The 17949-nt window shown below is 74.7% G+C and carries 14 protein-coding genes; 6 read left to right on the forward strand and 8 right to left on the reverse strand.

What is annotated here, in order from left to right; all coding sequences use genetic code 11:
• Nucleotides 1–92: 92 nt before the first annotated feature.
• The 5 genes from ACZ4W5_RS25995 to ACZ4W5_RS26015 form a co-directional block, all read right to left on the reverse strand.
• Nucleotides 93–1010, reverse strand: a complete 918-nt coding sequence (locus ACZ4W5_RS25995; RefSeq protein WP_465657214.1) for a LysR family transcriptional regulator — start codon at nucleotides 1008–1010, stop codon at nucleotides 93–95.
• A complete protein-coding gene (fdhD, locus tag ACZ4W5_RS26000; RefSeq protein ID WP_465657216.1) occupies nucleotides 1011–1934 on the reverse strand; it encodes a formate dehydrogenase accessory sulfurtransferase FdhD in 924 nt (307 codons plus the stop codon).
• Nucleotides 1935–1979: 45 nt separating this feature from the next.
• Nucleotides 1980–3299 (reverse strand): MFS transporter, encoded by a 1320-nt coding sequence (locus ACZ4W5_RS26005; RefSeq protein ID WP_360241862.1) that lies wholly within the window; start codon nucleotides 3297–3299, stop codon nucleotides 1980–1982.
• Nucleotides 3300–3374: 75 nt separating this feature from the next.
• A complete protein-coding gene (locus tag ACZ4W5_RS26010; protein WP_360241865.1) occupies nucleotides 3375–3842 on the reverse strand; it encodes a GreA/GreB family elongation factor in 468 nt (155 codons plus the stop codon).
• Between the two features lie 103 nt (nucleotides 3843–3945).
• Complete coding sequence (locus tag ACZ4W5_RS26015; protein ID WP_465657217.1) at nucleotides 3946–6150, reverse strand: UvrD-helicase domain-containing protein; 2205 nt, start codon at nucleotides 6148–6150, stop codon at nucleotides 3946–3948.
• Between the two features lie 209 nt (nucleotides 6151–6359).
• On the opposite strand from ACZ4W5_RS26015, the gene ACZ4W5_RS26020 reads away from it, so the two are divergent.
• Nucleotides 6360–7802, forward strand: a complete 1443-nt coding sequence (locus ACZ4W5_RS26020) for a glyceraldehyde-3-phosphate dehydrogenase (protein ID WP_380396634.1) — start codon at nucleotides 6360–6362, stop codon at nucleotides 7800–7802.
• An 85-nt stretch (nucleotides 7803–7887) separates the two neighbouring features.
• Here ACZ4W5_RS26020 and ACZ4W5_RS26025 read toward each other — a convergent pair whose 3' ends face one another.
• Together ACZ4W5_RS26025 and ACZ4W5_RS26030 are read right to left on the reverse strand one after the other, a co-directional pair.
• A complete protein-coding gene (locus tag ACZ4W5_RS26025) occupies nucleotides 7888–8436 on the reverse strand; it encodes a hypothetical protein (protein WP_465657219.1) in 549 nt (182 codons plus the stop codon).
• 404 nt (nucleotides 8437–8840) lie between these two features.
• A complete protein-coding gene (locus ACZ4W5_RS26030; RefSeq protein ID WP_465657221.1) occupies nucleotides 8841–9173 on the reverse strand; it encodes a hypothetical protein in 333 nt (110 codons plus the stop codon).
• 222 nt (nucleotides 9174–9395) lie between these two features.
• Here ACZ4W5_RS26030 and ACZ4W5_RS26035 point away from each other — a divergent pair, with 222 nt between their 5' ends.
• The 3 genes from ACZ4W5_RS26035 to ACZ4W5_RS26045 all read left to right on the forward strand — a co-directional run bounded on the left by ACZ4W5_RS26035 (nucleotide 9396) and on the right by ACZ4W5_RS26045 (nucleotide 15341).
• Entirely contained in the window at nucleotides 9396–10445 is a 1050-nt protein-coding gene (locus ACZ4W5_RS26035) for a hypothetical protein (protein WP_360241877.1), read from the forward strand.
• 94 nt (nucleotides 10446–10539) lie between these two features.
• The gene (locus tag ACZ4W5_RS26040; RefSeq protein ID WP_465657223.1) at nucleotides 10540–12411 is read left to right on the forward strand and encodes an HSP90 family protein; all 1872 of its coding nucleotides are present in this window, start codon (nucleotides 10540–10542) and stop codon (nucleotides 12409–12411) included.
• Nucleotides 12411–15341, forward strand: coding sequence for a hypothetical protein (locus ACZ4W5_RS26045; protein WP_465657225.1), 2931 nt, complete (start codon nucleotides 12411–12413; stop codon nucleotides 15339–15341). Before ACZ4W5_RS26040 ends, ACZ4W5_RS26045 begins: the two co-directional genes overlap by 1 nt.
• A gap of 86 nt (nucleotides 15342–15427) precedes the next feature.
• Here the strand turns inward: ACZ4W5_RS26045 and ACZ4W5_RS26050 are convergent, their stop codons facing one another.
• The gene (locus ACZ4W5_RS26050) at nucleotides 15428–16729 is read right to left on the reverse strand and encodes a carbohydrate-binding protein (RefSeq protein ID WP_465657227.1); all 1302 of its coding nucleotides are present in this window, start codon (nucleotides 16727–16729) and stop codon (nucleotides 15428–15430) included.
• A gap of 331 nt (nucleotides 16730–17060) precedes the next feature.
• Here ACZ4W5_RS26050 and ACZ4W5_RS26055 point away from each other — a divergent pair, with 331 nt between their 5' ends.
• Nucleotides 17061–17303, forward strand: coding sequence for a hypothetical protein (locus ACZ4W5_RS26055; protein WP_465657229.1), 243 nt, complete (start codon nucleotides 17061–17063; stop codon nucleotides 17301–17303).
• A gap of 93 nt (nucleotides 17304–17396) precedes the next feature.
• Entirely contained in the window at nucleotides 17397–17924 is a 528-nt protein-coding gene (locus tag ACZ4W5_RS26060) for a MauE/DoxX family redox-associated membrane protein (RefSeq protein WP_465657231.1), read from the forward strand.
• The last annotated feature ends 25 nt before the right edge of the window (nucleotides 17925–17949 follow it).

Here is a 17949-nt window from a genome sequence, read left to right on the forward strand (position 1 = left end):
CGCGGGTGGGGGCCTCACGGGCCCGGCTCGACGCTACGCCGGGCCGTCGGCCCCCGCGCGTCGAGCCGCTACGGCCCCCGCGCGTCGAACCGCTACGGGTCCGGCAGGGCGCCCAGCACCCCGGCCAGGTCCGTCCGCCGGGCCACCTCCCGCAGGGCGCGGGCCATCACCGACCCCGGCTCCCGGTCCGCGGTCAGCAGCCCGATCGGCGTGCTGTGCACCGGCTCCACCAGCGGGACGGCCCGCATCCCGGGCGGCACCCCGAAGACGTGCAGCCAGGCGTACGGCACCACGCTCGCCCAGTGGCCGGTGCGCACGTGCGCGAACAGCGAACCCACCGAGTCGGTCTCCACCCGGGGTGCCGGTGCCAGTCCGAGGCCCGCGAACACCCCGTCCAGCACCCGGCGGCCCTGCATGCCCGGGTGCAGCAGGCACAGCGGCAGCCGGGAGGCCTCCGTCCAGGTGGCGTGCGGCCGCCCGGCGAGACCGTCGGCGGGGCCGGTCAGCAGGACGTACCGCTCCTCGTAGAGCGGGAGGCTGCGCACGCCCTCGGCGCCCTGCTCCGGGAGGTAGCCGAGGCCCGCGTCGATCTCGAAGTTCCGTACCCGGCGCAGGAGTTCGTCGGCGGGCAGGTCGGTGGTCAGCTCCACGGCGGCCAGTGGGTGGGCGGTGCAGAACGGGCCGGTGAGCAGCGGGACGGCGCCCGAGGCGGTCGGCACCGAGCCGATCCGCAGCCGTCCGCTCAGCCCGGTGCGCAGCGCGTCCACCTCGTCCCGCAGGGCGTCCCGGTCGGCCAGGATGCGCTGGGCCCACCGTACGATCCGCTCGCCCTCGGGGGTCAGGCCCTGGTACGCCCGGCCGCGCCGCACCAGCAGCACCCCCAGTTCGTCCTCCAGCTTGCGCAGCGCCTCGGACAGCGCCGGCTGGGAGACCTGGCAGGCCTGGGCGGCGCGGGCGAAGTGCCGCTCGCGGGCGAGGGCGACCAGGTACTCGAGCTGGCGGAACAGCATCTACTCGGCCTCGGCGGCGGTCCCGGCCTCGGCCTCGGTTTCGTCGGCGGTTTCGGTTTCGTCGGGGAGCCCGGTCGGGTCGGTCAGGTCGGCCGGCTCGGTCAGGTCGATCCGGTCGGTGCGGGTGTACACGTTCATCGAGTCGCCGCGCAGGAAGCCGACCAGGGTCAGCCCGCTCTCCTCGGCCAGGTCCACCGCCAGCGAGGACGGCGCGGAGACGGCGGCGAGCGCCGGGATGCCGGCCATCACCGCCTTCTGCACCAGCTCGAAGGAGGCCCGGCCGCTGACCATCAGCACCGTGCCCCGGGCCGGCAGCAGGCCCTCGCGCAGCGCGTGGCCGACCACCTTGTCCACCGCGTTGTGCCGCCCCACGTCCTCGCGCAGGCAGAGCAGCCGGCCCTGCGCGTCGAACAGTCCGGCCGCGTGCAGGCCGCCGGTGCTGTCGAAGACCTTCTGGGCGGCGCGCAGCCGGTCGGGCAGCGCGGTCAGCAGTGCGGGGGTGATCCGCAGCCCGTCCGCCGCGACGCTCCACGGCGCGGTGGTGCGCACCGCGTCCAGGCTGGCCTTGCCGCACAGGCCGCAGGAGGAGGTGGTGTAGAAGTTGCGCTCCAGCGAGGCGTCCGGGGCCGGCACACCGGCCGCGAGCGCCACGTCCACCACGTTGTAGGTGTTGCCGCCGTCGGCGGTGGCCCCGGCGCAGTAGCGGATCCCGGCCAGGTGGTCGGCGGCGTGCAGCACGCCCTCGCTGACCAGGAAGCCGGCCGCGAGGTCGAAGTCGCTGCCGGGGGTGCGCATGGTCACCGTCAGCGGACGGCCGCCGACCCGGATCTCCATCGGCTCCTCGGCGGCCAGGGTGTCGGGGCGGTGCGAGGGCACGCCCTTGCGCAGCCGCAGGACCCTGCGGGGTACGGTCACTCGGCCCATGGTCGTCGGCTCCTCGGGTGGGTCGCGGGTCGGCCGCGCGGTCGGTCAGGTCTGTACGGATGAATCCTCGCGCGTTTCCGGGCCGGGCGGGCTGCCGGGGTCGGGCAGGTGGCGGCGGCTGTGGACGCCGGTGACCGCCAGGCAGAGCAGGCCCACCCCGGCCATGCCGACCAGCAGCGCCGGGTAGGAGGCGCGCCCGGCCGTACCGGCCAGCAGCAGCGGGGTGAGGAAGCCGCTGGAGGTGGTGCTCTGGTAGAGCGCGGCGGAGGTCGGTCCGGCGGGGCCGCGCCCGGCGTCGGCGCTCGGGGCGGTGAGCCGCTCCACCTCGTGCAGGCCCGCGCCGAGGGTGAGCCCGTACCCGGTGCCGAGCACGACCGCGGCGGCCAGTACCAGTCCCACCGAGTCGCGGTCGGCGGCCAGCGCGCCGAGCAGCAGTCCGGCGATCACCGTCGCCATCGCGGTGAGGGTGGCCCGGGCGCTGCCCGCGTCGTCCAGCCGGGCCGCGAAGGGCTGGGCGAGCACCCCCATGGCGAGCGTCAGGGCCGCCACCAGACCGCTGAACAGCGGTGCGTAGCCCGGCAGATGGTGGGCGACCAGCGGCGGCAGCACCACGTAGCCGACGGTCGCGGCGCCCAGCACGGCGGGGCTGGCGGGCAGCACGACGTAGCGGAACCGGGGGTGCCGCACCGCCGCGCGGTGGTGTTCCGAGGGCCGGGCCGGGCGGCGCACCGCGGCCGTGTCCGGGAGCCGGCCGGTGGCCCGCAGGACCAGCAGACAGGCCGCGGCATGGGCGAGGCAGGGCACGGCCGTCGGATCGGGCAGCCACTCCGAGAGGACGCCGGAGGCCAGCGCACCGGCCGAGAAGCCGATCCCGGTGGCGTACATCGCGCGGCGCGCGGAGGCCACCGGGGACGTCCCGGGGCCGGAGAGCTCCCGTAGCCAGGTCGTCCCGGCCAGGAACACCAGCCCGGCCGCGAAGCCGGTCGCCAGCCGGGCGACGTACCCGGTGGGCTCGTCCGCCAGGGCCAACAGCGCGCTGGCGGCCGCCGACAGGGCGAGCCCGGCCCGCACCGTGCGTCGGCGCCCGTACCGGTCCGCGGCCGGGCCGCCCAGCAGCAGCCCGGGCACCAGCCCGACCAGGTACACCGAGAACATCGCGGCCAGCGACACCGGCGACCAGTCGGTGTGCACCCGGTAGACGCTCGCCAGCGCGGTGAACTGGTTCGCGCCCCAGGCGGCGACCGCCACGGCGGCCGCGGCCGGTGTCCAGCGGGCGGTGCGCACGTGCGGGGTCTCCTCGGACGGGTTCGCTCGGACGGGGAATCCGGCGGCGGCGGGCCGCCCGTCCAGTGTCCTGTCCGGCATCGTCGCAGGTCAAAGAGGTGGTGCCAGTCGTCCGATCGGCGCGGCCGATCGAACGGGACGGGCCCTGAGCCCCGGCTAGCCGCCGTCCCCCACCGCCAGCACGACCGCGCTCGCCGCACCGCCGGGTGTCTCGTAGCTCACCGTCTCCCCGGCGTGACGGCCCAGCAGCGCCTTGCCGAGCGGGCTGTCGTACGTCACCAGGGTCAGCTCGCGTTCCTCGGCCAGCTCGGAGATCTCGACGGTCTCCTCCTCGCCGTCCGAGAACCGCACGGTGACCGTCGAGCCCACCCCGATCACGTCCGTGGACGGCGGCCCGGCCGCCTCGGCCTCCCGCAGCCGCCCCTCCAGCTCGGCGATCCGCCGGTCCAGCCGCGTCACGTCCGAAGCCCGCTGCAACTCGTCCGCCGCGTCCGCGCGGTCCCCCACCGGATCCTCCCCGCGCAGGGTCGCCGCCACCTCCCCCCGCTCCGCCCGCAGCTGCGCCAACTCCTCCTGCACGGCACGCAGCCCCTCGGCACTGATCGGTTCCGGCCCACCGCTCATCGCACGCTCCCGGGTCTCTGAGGGAACACCCAAACACCGGTCGCCTCTCATTACCCCACCCCGCCGAACCCCCGGCAAATCCTCGGCCGGGCCGGGCCGTGCGTCAGCGGGCGAGCGGCTCGGCCAGGGCGACCGGCTCGGCCAGGGCCACCTGTTCGGCCAGTGCGACCGGTCCGGTCGGGACGACCGGTTCGAGGAAGCGGCTGGGGGCGCCGTGCCAGGAGACGGAGAGGGCCTCGCGGGCGCGGGTGCAGGCCACGAACAGCAGGTTCAGCTCCCCGTTGAGGTCCTCCCGGTGCTGCTGCGGGTCGGTGTCCTCCGGGGTGAGCGCGTTGCCGTTGGGCACCATGGCGTCGCCGACGCCCACCACGGCGACGCAGCGGAACTCCAGCCCCTTCATCCGGTGCATGGTGCCGATCCGCACGCCGGGGGCCGGCGCGCTGCCGAGCAGGTGGGCCGGGATGCCGGCCTGCTCCAGTGCCCGGGCCGTGTCGCGGCCGAGCTGGGCGGTGCGGGTGGCGACGCCGATGTCCTCCGGGCCGACCCCCGAGGCGGTCCACGCCCCGATCCGGGCGACCAGGGCCCGGAGTTCCGCGGCCTGGTCGGCGTGGCCGTGCGCCTCGGGCTGCGCGCCGTGCAGGGTCGAGTGGTAGCCGACCAGCGACTCCTCGCCGCCGTCCAGGTCGTCCGGCCGCTCGCCGGTGAGCAGCGAGGCGGCCCAGCTCAGGATCTCGTGCGTGGTGCGGTAGTTGACGCGCAGCCGGGAGGACCGGCCGACGACCTGGATGCCGAGCGAGCGCAGCGAGACCTTGTTGCCGTAGATCCGCTGGTGGGGGTCGCCGGCGAGGAACAGGTCGTCCGGTCCGGGGGCGGCGAGCGCGCGCAGGAAGCGCCACTGCGCGGGGTGCAGGTCCTGCGCCTCGTCGACCACCACGTGCCGGAACGGGCGTTCGCCCCGTTCGTCGAGGGCCCGGGCGGCGTGCGCGCAGACCTGGAGGAAGGTCCGCTCCCCGCTCTGCCGCAGCTCCTCCTCGAACGCGGCCACCGTGCGCCACAGTTGGGCCCGTTGCAGCGGGCCGAGCGCGGTGCCCCGGCCGGTCCGCGGGGCCTTGAGGTACTGCTCCGGGCTCTCGATCGCCTGGGCCAGGACGACCTGGCGCCACTCCTGGTCCAGGAAGACGTCGGTGAAGTCGACCCCGAGCCGCTGCCCGACCCGGCGCCAACGGGCCAGCACCGCACGCTGGTTGAACAGGATCTTCAACGGGGCGCCGCCGAGCGAGCGGCGCAGCACCTCGTTCGCCAGGGCGTCGACGGTGACCACCCGGACCTTGGCCCGGATCCGCCCGTCGGTGATCAACAGGCCCAGGCAGCGCTCCAGTTCGGCGGCCAGGTCCTTGGTGTAGGTGGTGAGCAGCACCGATCCGTCGGGGGCGTCGGCGGGCAGCCGGCGGGCCAGGTGGTAGGCCCGGTGCAGGGCGACCACGGTCTTGCCCGTCCCGGGGCCGCCGGTGACCCGGGCCGGGCCCTGGTACGAACCCCGGTAGGCGATCCGGTACTGGGCCGGGTGCAGGAAGATCCGCCAGGCGTCGAAGGGGCGCTCCAGGATCTCCTGGAGCTCCTCGGGCCCGGACACCAGGGCGACCCGGCCGCGGGCGTGGGCCATCGCCGACACCAGTTCGTCCCCGGGCCGCCCGGTGCCCACCGGGTCCGCCGCCCGCGCGTACGCCTGGACGATCTCGCGGTCGATCTCGGCCGGTTCCATCCCGCTGGCCAGCCCGACCAGCACGTCGAACTGCTGCTCCGGCAGGACCCGGTGGAGCGCCTCCAGGTGCGCCTCGTCGGGCAGCAGCCGGATGATCGGCAGGATCTCCTCCTCGATGCCCAGGCTGCGCAGGACCTTGTCGGAGCGGTCGGCGAACAGCCGCTGGGGCTCGTCCGAGGCCCGGGCCCGCAGCGAGGCGGAGGCGCGCTCCAGGGCGACGTCGTTGCGGATCTCGACGCCCTGGGTGGCGGCGTTCACCGAGGCGCGGTGCTTGAGCGCCCAGTCGTTGGCCTTGTCGTGGGGGAGCACCTTGAGCAGCAGGTAGCCGTCGCCCCGGTCGGCCTTGAGGACGACCCCGCGCCAGAAGTCGGTGATCCGGATCGTCCGGATCCGCGGGTCCCGCTGGTGGGTGAGCTTCTCCAGGTGCGCGCCGGCGTGGGTGGCCCCGGTGAACTTCTCAAAGGTCTCGAAGACCCGCCGCTGCACCGAGCGCTCCAGCGCCGCGAACTCCATCAGGAAGTCCCGGTGCATCCCCAACGTCGCCACCCGGGCCCCCTCGCGCCTCGTCCGGATCTTCGGTGCGCCCACTCTACTGGGGCACTTGGGGGTGGCGGTGATCACCTTCGGGGGCGGGGAGGTAGGGGAAAGCGCAGGTGGGAGAGGTGGGCTGGAGGGGCCGGGGAGGGACCGGCGGTCGGGCCGGAAGCGGGCGAAGCTACCATGTGGGCAACACCCTCAGCTCGAAAGATGGACTTGTGACTGTCAACGACGACGTGTTCACGGACTGGAAGAACCGCGAGGAGATCGCGGAGTCGATGATCCCGATCATCGGGCGACTGCACCGGGAGAAGGACGTCACCGTCCTGCTCCACAGCCGTTCCCTGGTGAACAAGTCGGTGGTCAGCATCCTCAAGACGCACCGCTTCGCCCGGCAGATAGCCGGCGAGGAGCTCTCGGTCACCGAGACGATGCCGTTCCTGGACGCGCTGACCACCCTGGACCTCGGCCCCTCGCAGATCGACCTGGCGATGCTCGCCTCGGCCTACCGGGCGGACGACCGGGGCCTGTCGGTGGCGGAGTTCACCGCTCAGGCCGTCGCCGGTGCCACCGGTGCGAACAAGCTGGAGCGCCGGTCCGCGCAGGACGTCGTGCTGTACGGGTTCGGCCGCATCGGCCGGCTGGTCGCGCGGCTGCTGATCGAGAAGGCCTCGGGCAACGGCCTGCGGCTCAAGGCCATCGTCGTGCGCAACGGCGGCGGCGACGACCTGGTCAAGCGCGCCTCGCTGCTGCGCCGGGACTCGATCCACGGCCAGTTCCAGGGCACGATCACCGTCGACGAGGCGAACAACAAGATCGTCGTCAACGGCAACGAGATCACGGTGATCTACTCCAACGACCCGAGCGAGGTCGACTACACGGAGTACGGGATCAAGGACGCGATCCTGATCGACAACACCGGTCGCTGGCGTGACCGCGAGGGCTTGTCCAAGCACCTGCGCCCCGGCATCGCCAAGGTCGTGCTGACCGCCCCGGGCAAGGGCGACGTGCCGAACATCGTGCACGGCGTCAACCACGACATGATCAAGCCGGACGAGCAGATCATCTCCTGCGCCTCCTGCACCACCAACGCGATCGTCCCGCCGCTCAAGGCGATGGAGGACGAGTACGGCGTCGTGCGCGGCCACGTCGAGACCGTCCACTCGTTCACCAACGACCAGAACCTGCTGGACAACTACCACAAGGCCGACCGTCGCGGCCGCTCGGCGCCGCTGAACATGGTGATCACCGAGACCGGTGCCGCCTCGGCCGTCGCCAAGGCGCTGCCGGACCTCAAGGCGAAGATCACCGGCAGCTCGATCCGGGTGCCCGTCCCGGACGTGTCCATCGCGATCCTGAACCTCCAGCTCAAGCGGGAGACCACCCGCGAGGAGGTCCTGGACCACCTGCGCGAGATCTCGCTGACCTCGCCGCTCAAGCGGCAGATCGACTTCACCGACTCGCCCGACGCGGTGTCCAGCGACTTCATCGGGTCGCGCCACGCCTCGATCGTGGACGCCGGTGCGACCAAGGTCGACGGCGACAACGCGATCCTCTACCTGTGGTACGACAACGAGTTCGGCTACTCGTGCCAGGTCGTCCGGGTCGTGCAGTACATCTCGGGTGTCGAGTACCCGACCTTCCCGGTGTCGGCGGGCTGATCCGTCGGGCGGGACCTCGCGGCGGGGCGGTGACCTTCGGGTCGCCGCCCCGTCGGCGTCGGGGCCCCGGTGCGGGGAGGGGCGGTCAGGCGCCGGCCAGGCCCGCGTCCGGGACCTTGCCCGACTGGGCCTGCTCGATGCGGTTGACCAGCATCACGGCGAACCGCCGGGCGGCGGGCAGGTCCACCGGCCCGCCCTCGGTGGTCACGCTCGCCACCACGGTGCCCGAGCGCACCACGACGCTCACCCCGTCACCGTCCGCCAGCGGCCCGACGAAGGCCTGGCTCTCGCTGCCCACCGCCGGAGCCTCGACCTTCTTGAACGGCCCGACCGGGTAGGAGGCGAACGTCTCCTTCGCCCGGCTCTTCGCGGCGTCCCGACTGGGCAGGGTCTCCACCAGGAAGCGGGTCACCAGGTCTCCCGAGGAGAACCGGACCGACGCACTGAGCGGCTTGCCGCTGCACGGCGCCGAGGCCGTGCAGGTCACGGCGTGGTCGGCGGTGTCGACCTTGCGCTTCTCCTCCTGCCACCCGGCCATCGCCTTGGCGTCCGGCAGCACCTGCCCGACCACCTTGTCGTCCAGCAGCGGAGCCTCCAGGTCCGCGCTGGGCGCCGCCGCCGGCGGTGCCGTCACCCCGCCGCCCGAGCCGGCCGCGGGCGCCGAAGCCCCGGCGGACCCACCGGGCGAGGGAGCCCCGGCCGTCGTCGCGGTGCCACCCGTAGCCGTGCCACCCGTAGCCGACGCCGCACCACTCGGGACGGCACCGCTCGCCACCGCCGAACCGGGCGCCGCCGCGGCCCCCTTGCCCGGCTCCGATCCCCCGGACGAACACCCCGCCAGCACGCCGGCCAACAGTCCGGCCGCCACCACGGCGGTGACCCGCCGACCACCCATCCCCATGCGCCCACTCCCTTACGGCTGTCCGTGACCCCTCAAGATAGCGACCGCCCTGCACACGAACCGCCCCGCCCCGGGTCCCACCGGCCCGCCTCGGGGCTTACGGGCAGGGCCCGGGTCGCACGGCCAGGCCCCGGGTGTCACGGGCAGGCGGGCAGTTCGTGGAGGCCGAGGGCGAGCAGGGTGTCCAGGGCGCAGTGGGGCACCAGCCAGCCCGAGAGCGGGCCGGCCGGACCGGTCGCGGCGGCGCAGGCGACGGTGAGGGCGGCCTCGGCGGCGAGCAGGCCGTCGGCGAGGACGAAGGCGATGCCGTCCACCGCGTCCGGCCCGACCAGGATCCGGGCGTGCTCGATCCGGGCCCCGGCGGGCAGGCCGCGGGCCAGCCCGTCCCGGACGGCCTCGGGGGAGGGCGGGTGCGGGACCGGGCGGTCGGGGCGGTCGGGGGCGCGGAGGTGGAAGCGAATGGCGTGCACGTGACCCAGCCTGACGGATCGTCGACGCGGGCGGCACCGAGCCCGCTGTCAGAAAACTGTCAGGCAGCAATATGTCACCCGTTCCCGGGCTCCGCCGCCCCCGGCCCCGGGCCGCGCTGGGCTGGGCAAACGGATGTCGGTCGGCCGTGATATGTACTCACCTGGGGCGGTCACTGTGCGGCCGTGCGATAGATGCCGATGATGTTCGAGGGGGCCACACACATGCCGCTGTTCCGACGCCGCTCGGGCGGGGAGGGCGAGCCCGGCGCGCAGGACCGGGCCGGTCGCCGCGGGTTCGGGCTCGGGCTGGGCAGGCGGGCCGCCGAGGCGCCGGCGGCCGACCGGGGGCCCGCGCCTCGGCTCGACCCGGCGTACGGCGACGAGTCCGTACGGCTGCTGCTCGGGCAGGCCGCCGCCGGGGACTGGACGGCGCTGCGCCCCGCGCTGGCCGCCGCGACCGGCGCCGAGCTGACCTTCCTGGTCGGCGCGGTCTCCGACGTCCCCGGGGTCGAGCAGTGGACGGCCCGCGCGGTGGCGGACGCCCCGGGCGACGCGCTGCCGCTGCTGCTCTCCGGCGCCCGGCACGTCACCTGGGCCTGGGAGGCGCGCAGCCGCGCCCGGGCCAAGCACGTCAGCGAGGAGCAGTGGAAGCTGTTCCACCAGCGGCTGGACGTCGCCGAGGAGCAGCTGCTGGAGGTCGCCGAGCGGGAGCCCGGCTGGCTCGCCCCCTGGTACTTCCTGCAGATCAGCGCGCGCGGCGCCTCGCTCGGCGAGGAGGTCGCCACCGCCCGCTTCGAGGCCGCGGTGCGCCGGGTGCCCGGGCATCCGGGCTCGCACCGCCAGCGCCTGCAGCAGCTGTGCGCCAAGTGGGGCGGCTCGCACGAGGCCATGCACGAGTTCGCCCGCTCCGCCATGCTGGCCGCCCCCGAGGGCAGCCCGCTGGGCGAGCTGGTGGCGCTCGCCCACCTGGAGCGCTGGCTGGACCTCCCGGACGGCGAGGACCACGCCCACCTGTCCAGCCCCGCCGTGGTGGCCGAGTTGCAGGAGGCCGCGTTCCGCTCCGTCCTGCACCCGGACTTCGTCCCGGAGCGCGGCTGGCAGTCGAGCTTCAACACCTTCGCGATGGCCTTCTCGCTCGCCGACCAGCGCAAGACGGCTCGGCTGCTGTTCGACGCGCTGGACGGCCTGGTCACCGAGTCGCCCTGGCACTACCTGGCCGGAGACCCGGTCACGGCCTTCCGCGCCCACCGGGACCGCTGCGCCGGGTACTGACCCGCGCCGCCGCCCCCGTACGTCACCCGCACGTCACCCCCGTACGTCACCCGCACGTCACCCCTTCCGCATTCCGCGACCGAAAGAGCCTCCGGTGTCCCCAACCGACAACCCGACGAGTGCGCACACCTTCCAGGTGGACCTGCGCGGCCTGGTGGACCTGCTCTCCCACCACCTCTACTCCAGCCCGCGGGTCTACCTGCGCGAGCTGCTGCAGAACGCGGTGGACGCGATCTCCGCCCGCCGCGCCCTCGACCCCGGGGCGCCGGCCGCCATCACCGTCCGGGCCGACGACGAGCTGTCCGTCACCGACACCGGCATCGGCCTGACCGAGCAGGACGTCCACACCTTCCTCGCCACCATCGGCCGCAGCTCCAAGCGCGACGCCGACGGCGGGCTGGACGGCGACGGCCTGGCCAGGGCCCGCGGCGACTTCATCGGCCAGTTCGGCATCGGCCTGCTGGCCTGCTTCGTGGTCGCCGACGAGATCACCGTGGTCACCCGGCACGCGGGCAGCCCGGACGCGCCGGTCATCGAGTGGCGCGGCCTGTCGGACGGCAGCTACACCATCCGCACCCTGCCCGCCTCGGCCAAGCCCGAGCCGGGCACCACCGTCACCCTCACCCCGCGCGCCGACGCCGCCGAGTGGACCCGCCCCGCCCGGGTGCTCACCCTGGCCCGGGACTTCGGCAGCCTGCTGCGCCACGACGTCACCGTGATCGACGCGGGCGGCACCGAGCACCCGGTCAACCGCACCCCGCCGTGGGCCGAGCGGCACGGCTCCCCGCTGGCCCGGCGCGACGCGCTCGCCGAGTACTGCCGGAGCACCTTCGACTTCGTCCCGCTCGACACCATCGAGCTGGACCTCCCGCTGGTCGGCCTGCGCGGTGTCGCGTACGTGCTGCCCGACGCCGCCCCGCCCTCGCGCCGCCACGGCCACCGGGTGCACCTCAAGGGCATGCTGCTCTCCGACCAGGCCGACGAACTGCTGCCGGACTGGGCGTTCTTCGTCCGCTGCGTGGTGGACACCGACGGGCTGCGCCCGACCGCCTCGCGCGAGGGCCTGTACGCCGACGAGACGCTGGCCGCCGTCCGCGACGCGCTCGGCGCCCGGATCCGCGACTGGCTCACCGGCCTGTCCGCGAGCGACCCGGCGCTGCTGCACCGCTTCCTCTCCGTGCACCACCTGGCCGTCAAGGAACTCGCCCGCTACGACGACGAGTTGCTGCGGATGATGCTGCCCTGGCTGCCGTTCGAGACCACCGACGGCAATGTCACCCTGGACGAGTTCGCCCGCAGCCACCCGGTGGTGCTGGTGACCCGTACGGTCGAGGAGTTCCGCCAGGTCGCCCCGGTCGCCGGTGCGGCCGGGCTCGGCGTGGTCAACGGCGGCTACACCTACGACCGCGACCTGGTGCACCGGCTGCCCGAGATACGCCCGGGCGTCTCGGTCGCCGACCTCGACCCGGGCACCGTCACCGCGCACCTGGACACCGTCGACCCGGCCGCCGAACTGGCCGCCGCCACCTTCCTGGCGATCGCCCGCGAGGTGGTCGGCCGGTTCGACTGCGACGTCGCCCTGCGCAGCTTCCACCCGACCAACGCGCCCGCCCTGCTGCTCGACAACCGGGAGGCCCGGCACGAGCGCACCCGCGCCCAACTCGCCGACGAGGCCGACGGGTTGTGGGCGGACATCCTGGGCTCGCTGCGCGCCGAGGCGCCCCGCGCCCAGCTGGTGCTGAACCACCTCAACCCGCTGGTGCGCCGCGCCGCCGGAGTCACCGACCACGACCTGGCCGTCACCGCCGTCGAGGCGCTGTACGGACAGGCCGTGCTGATGACCCGCCGCCCGCTCAAGGCCAGCGAGTCCGCGCTGCTGAACCGTTCGTTCATCAGCCTGCTCGACCACGCGATGCTCGGCCACGAGGCGGCCGGCCCGGACCACGACGGCCCGAAGGAGGCGTGATGCTGGACACCCCCGCCGCGGTGATGGCCGCGCTGCGCGAGAACGACGCCCGCCCGTACGGCCGCACCCGCACCGTCACGGCCGAGGAACTCGTCGAGGCCGCCGAGCAGTTCGAAGACACCGAGGTCCGCTCGATGGCCCTGCTCGAACTCATGGAGGCCTACGAGTACGACGGCGAGAGCAACAAGAGCCCGGTCGTCTTCGCCCGCATCCTCAAGCTGTGGGACCAGGACCCGGACGGCTTCGGCGACTGGGCCGAGCAGCAGGTGTTCTGGCGCTTCAAGTGGGTGGCCGGCTCGCTGCGGGACAACCCGGACGTTCCGCTGGCCGCCGTCGAGCGCTGGCTCACCGAACTGCGCGACCGCTACCGGGCGGCCGGCCACGGCCTCCAGCCGTACTACGCCCAGCGCTACCACCTGGCCCGGCACACCGGCGTCGGGGTCCAGGACGCCTACGAGCTGTGGACGGCCCGCCCGCGCACCGAGCTGAGCAACTGCCACGCCTGCGAGACCCGCGCCCGCGCCCGGCACTTCCTCGACCTCGGCGAGGACGCCCGCGCCCTGGAGACCCTCGCCCCGGTGCTGAGCGGCCGCAGCAGCTGCGCCGAGGAGCCGTGCCTCAGCCAGTCCGTCGCGCTGCTGCCGCTGCTGCGGCTGGGCCGGCTCGACGAGGCCCGCTCCACCCACCTCACCGGCTACCGGGCCGCCCGCGGCAAGGCCTCCATGCTGGCGGCGGTGGCCCGGCACATCGAGTTCTGCGCGCTGTCCGGCAACGAGCCGCGCGGGCTGGAACTGCTCGCCGAGAACCGCGACCTGTTCGCGGTCACCGGGGAGCCCGGCGCCCGGCTGGACTTCCTGACCGGCGTCGAGGTGCTGATCGCCGCCCTGGCCGCGGCCGGGCACGGCGAGCTCGCGGTCAGCGGCCCGGCCGGCCGCAGCTGGACGGTCGACACCCTGCTCGCCCACCTGCGCACCGAGGCCGACGCCCTGGCCGCCCGCTTCGACGCCCGTAACGGCACCGACACGGTCGGCGCCGCCCGGCGGGCCCGGCTGGCCGTCCGGCCGCTGCTGGCCGAGCCGCTGGCGCTGGGCGTACGGGCCGTCGCCGCACCGGAGTTGACCGGCGCGGCCCCGGCCGCCGCCGCCCCGCTGCGCACCGTCGAGGCCGAGCCGGAGGACTTCGCCGCCCTGGTGCTGCGCGCCCGCGAGCTGGAGCTGCTCGGCCACCCGGACGGCGACCGGCTGTGGAAGCGGGTCGCCGAGCGCGCCGCCGCGCCGGACTTCACCCACCTGGAGCACGCCGAACTCGGCGGCCCGGAGCGGCTGCGCGCCGAACTCGCCGAGCAGCGCGCCCACGAGGCGCTCCAGCGGGACGACCACGCCGAGGGCGCGGCCGGCCTGCTGGCGGCCGCCGAGCTGTTCGAGCAGGCCGGGCTGCCCGGCCCGGCCCTGATGGTCCGCACCCGGACGCTGGTCGTCGAACTCGGCGAGGTCGAGGGCGCGGTGGCCGACTGGCCGGCGCTGGACGCCGCGCTGGCCCGGGCCGGGGAACTGCACGCCGCGGGCGCCATGACGGACGACGACTACCTGATCGTCCTGCAGTCGCTCGCCTACGCCGCCCACCACGACCTGGTCGAGGCGCTGCCCGAGCCGTCCGCCGGGACGGTCGCGCGCTTCGAGGCGGCCGTCGGCGGCTACCGGCGCGCGGCCGTCGAGCTCGGCTCCGCCCGCCGGGCCGCGACCTCCCGGCAGTACGTCGCCGACGCCGCCGCCCGGCAGGGCCGGTCGGCCGAGGCGGCGGCCGAACTGCGCGAGGTGCTGGCCCAGTTGGACGCCGCCGAACTGCCCTGGCACACCCCGCGGGTGCTCGGCCTGCTCGGCCAGGTGCTGCTCCAGGGCGGCGAGCCCGGCCAGGCGGTCGAGGTGTTCCACCGGGCGCTGGCCGAGGCCGTGCGCTGGGGCGACGACGCCTACCCGTACGCGCCGACGTACATGCTGCTCGGCCACGCGAGCCTGGGGGTCGAGGACTTCGGCGGGGCGGTCCGGGCGCTTTCCGAGGCCGCCGCGCGCTTCGACCGGCTGGGCGCCGGGGCGGTCGAGGACGCGGCCCGGGTGCGGCTGCAGCTCGCCGAGGTGCTGCGCGGCACCGGCCGGGACGCCGACGCGGTGGCCGTGCTGGAGTCCGTCCTGGACGCCTCGGCCTCGACCGCCGGCCTGGACGCCCGGATGGTCGCCCAGGCCCGGCTGGACCTCGCCCGGGGCCTGGTCGAGCTGGAGGAGTACCGGGACGCGGCCGAGGAGTACCTGCGGCTGGCCGAACTGGTCGCCGGCTGGGAGGACCAGGAGACCCACACCATGGTCGCCTGCGAGACCGCCCTGACGCTGGCCCGGGCGGGCAGCTGGGAGGCCGCCGAGGCCGCCCTCGGGCGGGCCCGGGAGGCGCACGGGAAGGCCCCGCAGGTCGACCGACTGGCGGCTACGTTGCGGGAGTTGGCCCAGCTCACGATGCGCGAGCGGGGCGGCCCCGAGTGGCTGGACGCCGCGCTCGCCCTGCTGGCCGAGGCCGACGCGCTCGGCGAGGCCGCCGAGCGGTACGGGCAGGAGTACACCGCCTGGTACCTGCGCGGCGGTTCGCACTACGCCCGGGCGCGCTGCCTGGCCGTCGCCGACCGCTTCGAGGAGGCGCTGGCCGAGGCCGAGCGGGCCGTCGAGGTCTACGGCGAGCAGGGTGAACCGGCCGGGGCGCCGCAGCCGGAGTCGCTGCGGGCCGAGGCGGTCCGGCTGGCCGCGCTGATCGAGGGCGGCGACCTCGACCGCCCGAAGGCCGCGGTGAAGCGGCTGACCGCGGCGATCGCCCGCGCCGAGGCGGCCGGCCTGACCGAGGCGCCGCAGGTGCTCGCCGAGCTGCGGGGGCGGATCGCCGGCCACTGAGCCGGGGCGTCCCCGGGGCCATTCCCGGGTACGCGGTGAGGGGCGGGCGTCCACGACGCCCGCCCCTCACCGCTGTTCCGGCGGGGTCAGCAGGGGCCGTCGTCACCCCAGACGCCCCACTGGCCGCTGGCGCTCGGCACCTCGTTCAGCGTCCACCACTTGGCGTGGTAGTTGTGGCCGTTGTACGAGACCTTGGCGCCCGCGGTGTACGTGGTACTCGGGCTCCACGCCGGGGCGGTGCAGGTGCCCGGGGTGGTCGGGGGCGTGGTCGGCGGGGTGGTGGGGGGAGTGGTCGGCGGGGTGGTGGGCGGGGTCGCCCCGGCGAACTTCACGGTGTACTTGGTGAAGTCCCAGTCGCTCTGCGCCACGCTGGAGCAGGAGCCGGACAGGCCCGGGTCCACCGGCCCGGTGCACTGGCGGTCCCGGTTGACCGACCAGAAGGTGTAGCGGGCCAGGCCGTGCGCCGTGGCGAAGTCCAGCACGCTCTGGAAGTCGGCCTGGCGGAAGTACTCGGCGGCGTCGGTGCGGCCGTTCATCATCGACACGCCCTCGTGGGCGTACGCGGTGGCCTCGCTCCAGCCGAAGGTGGTCTGCAGGATCTGGTTGAACTTCACCAGCGCGTCGGTCTGCGCCGCGGCGCCGTTGAAGCCGCCGTCGAACGGCATGATCGAGTAGTTGTTCGGCGTGAAGCCCTCCGACTTGGCCTCGTTGAGCATCTGGGTGCCGAACCAGCCGGTGCCCGCGTTGGTCCCGGCCGTGGTGATGGAGATGTACAGGCCGGGGTTGTTCTGCTGGAGGATGCGGGCCGCGCCGATCTCGTTGTGGATGGCGGCGGTGTTCTCGTACTCCGGCTCCTCCAGGTCGAAGTCGATCGCCTTGAGGCCGTACTTGGTGATGACCTGCTGGTACCCGGCGGCGGTCGCCTCCGGGGTGCCGCAGACCTGGCCGAGCTTGGTGCCGCCGTACCCGCCGACCGACACCGAGACGTCCCCGCCCTTGCCGCGGACGGTCTGGATGACGGCGGGCATGGTGGTGTCGGAGTCGATCGGGGAGGTGCCGCCCCAGGCGGGCGAACAGCTGTTGCCCTGGGCGAGGACGAAGGCCAGCTGGAAGGCCTTCTGGCCGGTGGCGTCCATCACGGCGGCGGCGTCCGGCGGGCTGTTGTCCTCGGGCATCAGGTACGGCGCCGAGGCGTACCAGTTGCTGCCCAGTCCGGCGGTGGCGGTGGTGCCGGCGGCGCCGGTGGTGGAGGCGGAGGCCGGGCCGGTGCCGGCCAGGGCGGCGAAGCCGCCGGCGACCAGGCCGAGCACGCCGGCCACGGCGAGGGCGGCCCGGGATCTGCGGGTGGTCGGTGCGGTGCGTGGCTGTGGGGGAAGTACGCGTTGCATCGGGGGGCCTTTCCGGGAAACGTGCGTGGGGGAGGGCCCGTGCGCGCCGGAGGTGGGGGTGGCGCGGGCAGGCCGAACTGTCCCGGGGCGTGGGGTGGTTGCCCAGAGCTCCCACTGGTATAGACCTGTCCCGGAGGGCCGGTCAAGGGTCCGGCGGGGCGGGAGTCGGGCGGGGTCCGGGTGGGGGCGGAGTGGGGGTGGAGTGGGGGTGGAGCGGGGCGACGGAAGGGGAATCCGCTGCTCCGGATCAAAGCTCGATGATCCTCGAACTTGGTCTAGACAAGTTCTCGAACGGTCGGTTAGCTTTCGGACCACGAGATCTCGTGAGTAAGTGCACAGCCTCTCCAATCCACCTTCCCGAGCGGAGGAAAAAATGGTTCAGGCGATTCTCAACCTGGTCGACCGGGCGGTTTCCGGCGGACGCAAGGCGCAGGCCGCCGACGCGTATTGCCAGTGCCCGGCCGGCACCACCACCAACTGCGTCGGCGAGACGCTCTACGTCCGGGAGTGCTGCTCCTGGAACTGTGCCGCCGCCCCCACCTGCATCACCTACGCGATCGTGGGCGGCTGCTGACCCGACCGGCTCGGCCGACTGATCCGGCCGGCTGACACACGGCCGCCGGTGCCCCCGCCCTGCGTCGGCGGGGGTACCGGCGGAGGGGGAGTCATGACCGCATACCTCTTGCTCGGCTGCCGCGCCGTCATCGCGGTGGTGTTCGCCCGCTCCGCCTGGGCCAAGCTCCGCGCCCGCCGCGACTTCCGGTCCGCGCTGCGCGCGATGGCCGTCCTGCCGCCCCGGCTGACCGGCGCCGCGGCGATCGCAGTGCCGCTCGCCGAGGCCCTCCTCGCCCTGCTGGTCTGGGTGCCCGCACCCGTCGCCAGCTGGGCCTTCGCCGCGACCGGCGGACTGATCACGCTCTTCGCCGCCGTGCTGGTCCGGCTGCTGCGGCAGGGCGCCGACGTCTCCTGCCCCTGCTTCGGGGCCTCCGGCGTACCGGTCAGCCGGGCGCACGTGGCCCGCAACCTGGTGCTGCTCGGCGTCGCCGCGGCGGGCCTCGCCGCGGCCGCCGCCCCCGACCCCGGCGGCGGCCCGGGCGCGGCCGGGGCGGTGGTGGTGCTGCTGGCCGCCGGCTTCCTGAGCGCCCTGATCATCGCCACGGACACCCTGATCGAGCTCTTCTCGACGGCCCGCTGAGCCGTCGCCCCGAACCGCGGCCGCC

The sequence above is a fragment of the Kitasatospora sp. NPDC029367 genome (assembly GCF_055569135.1).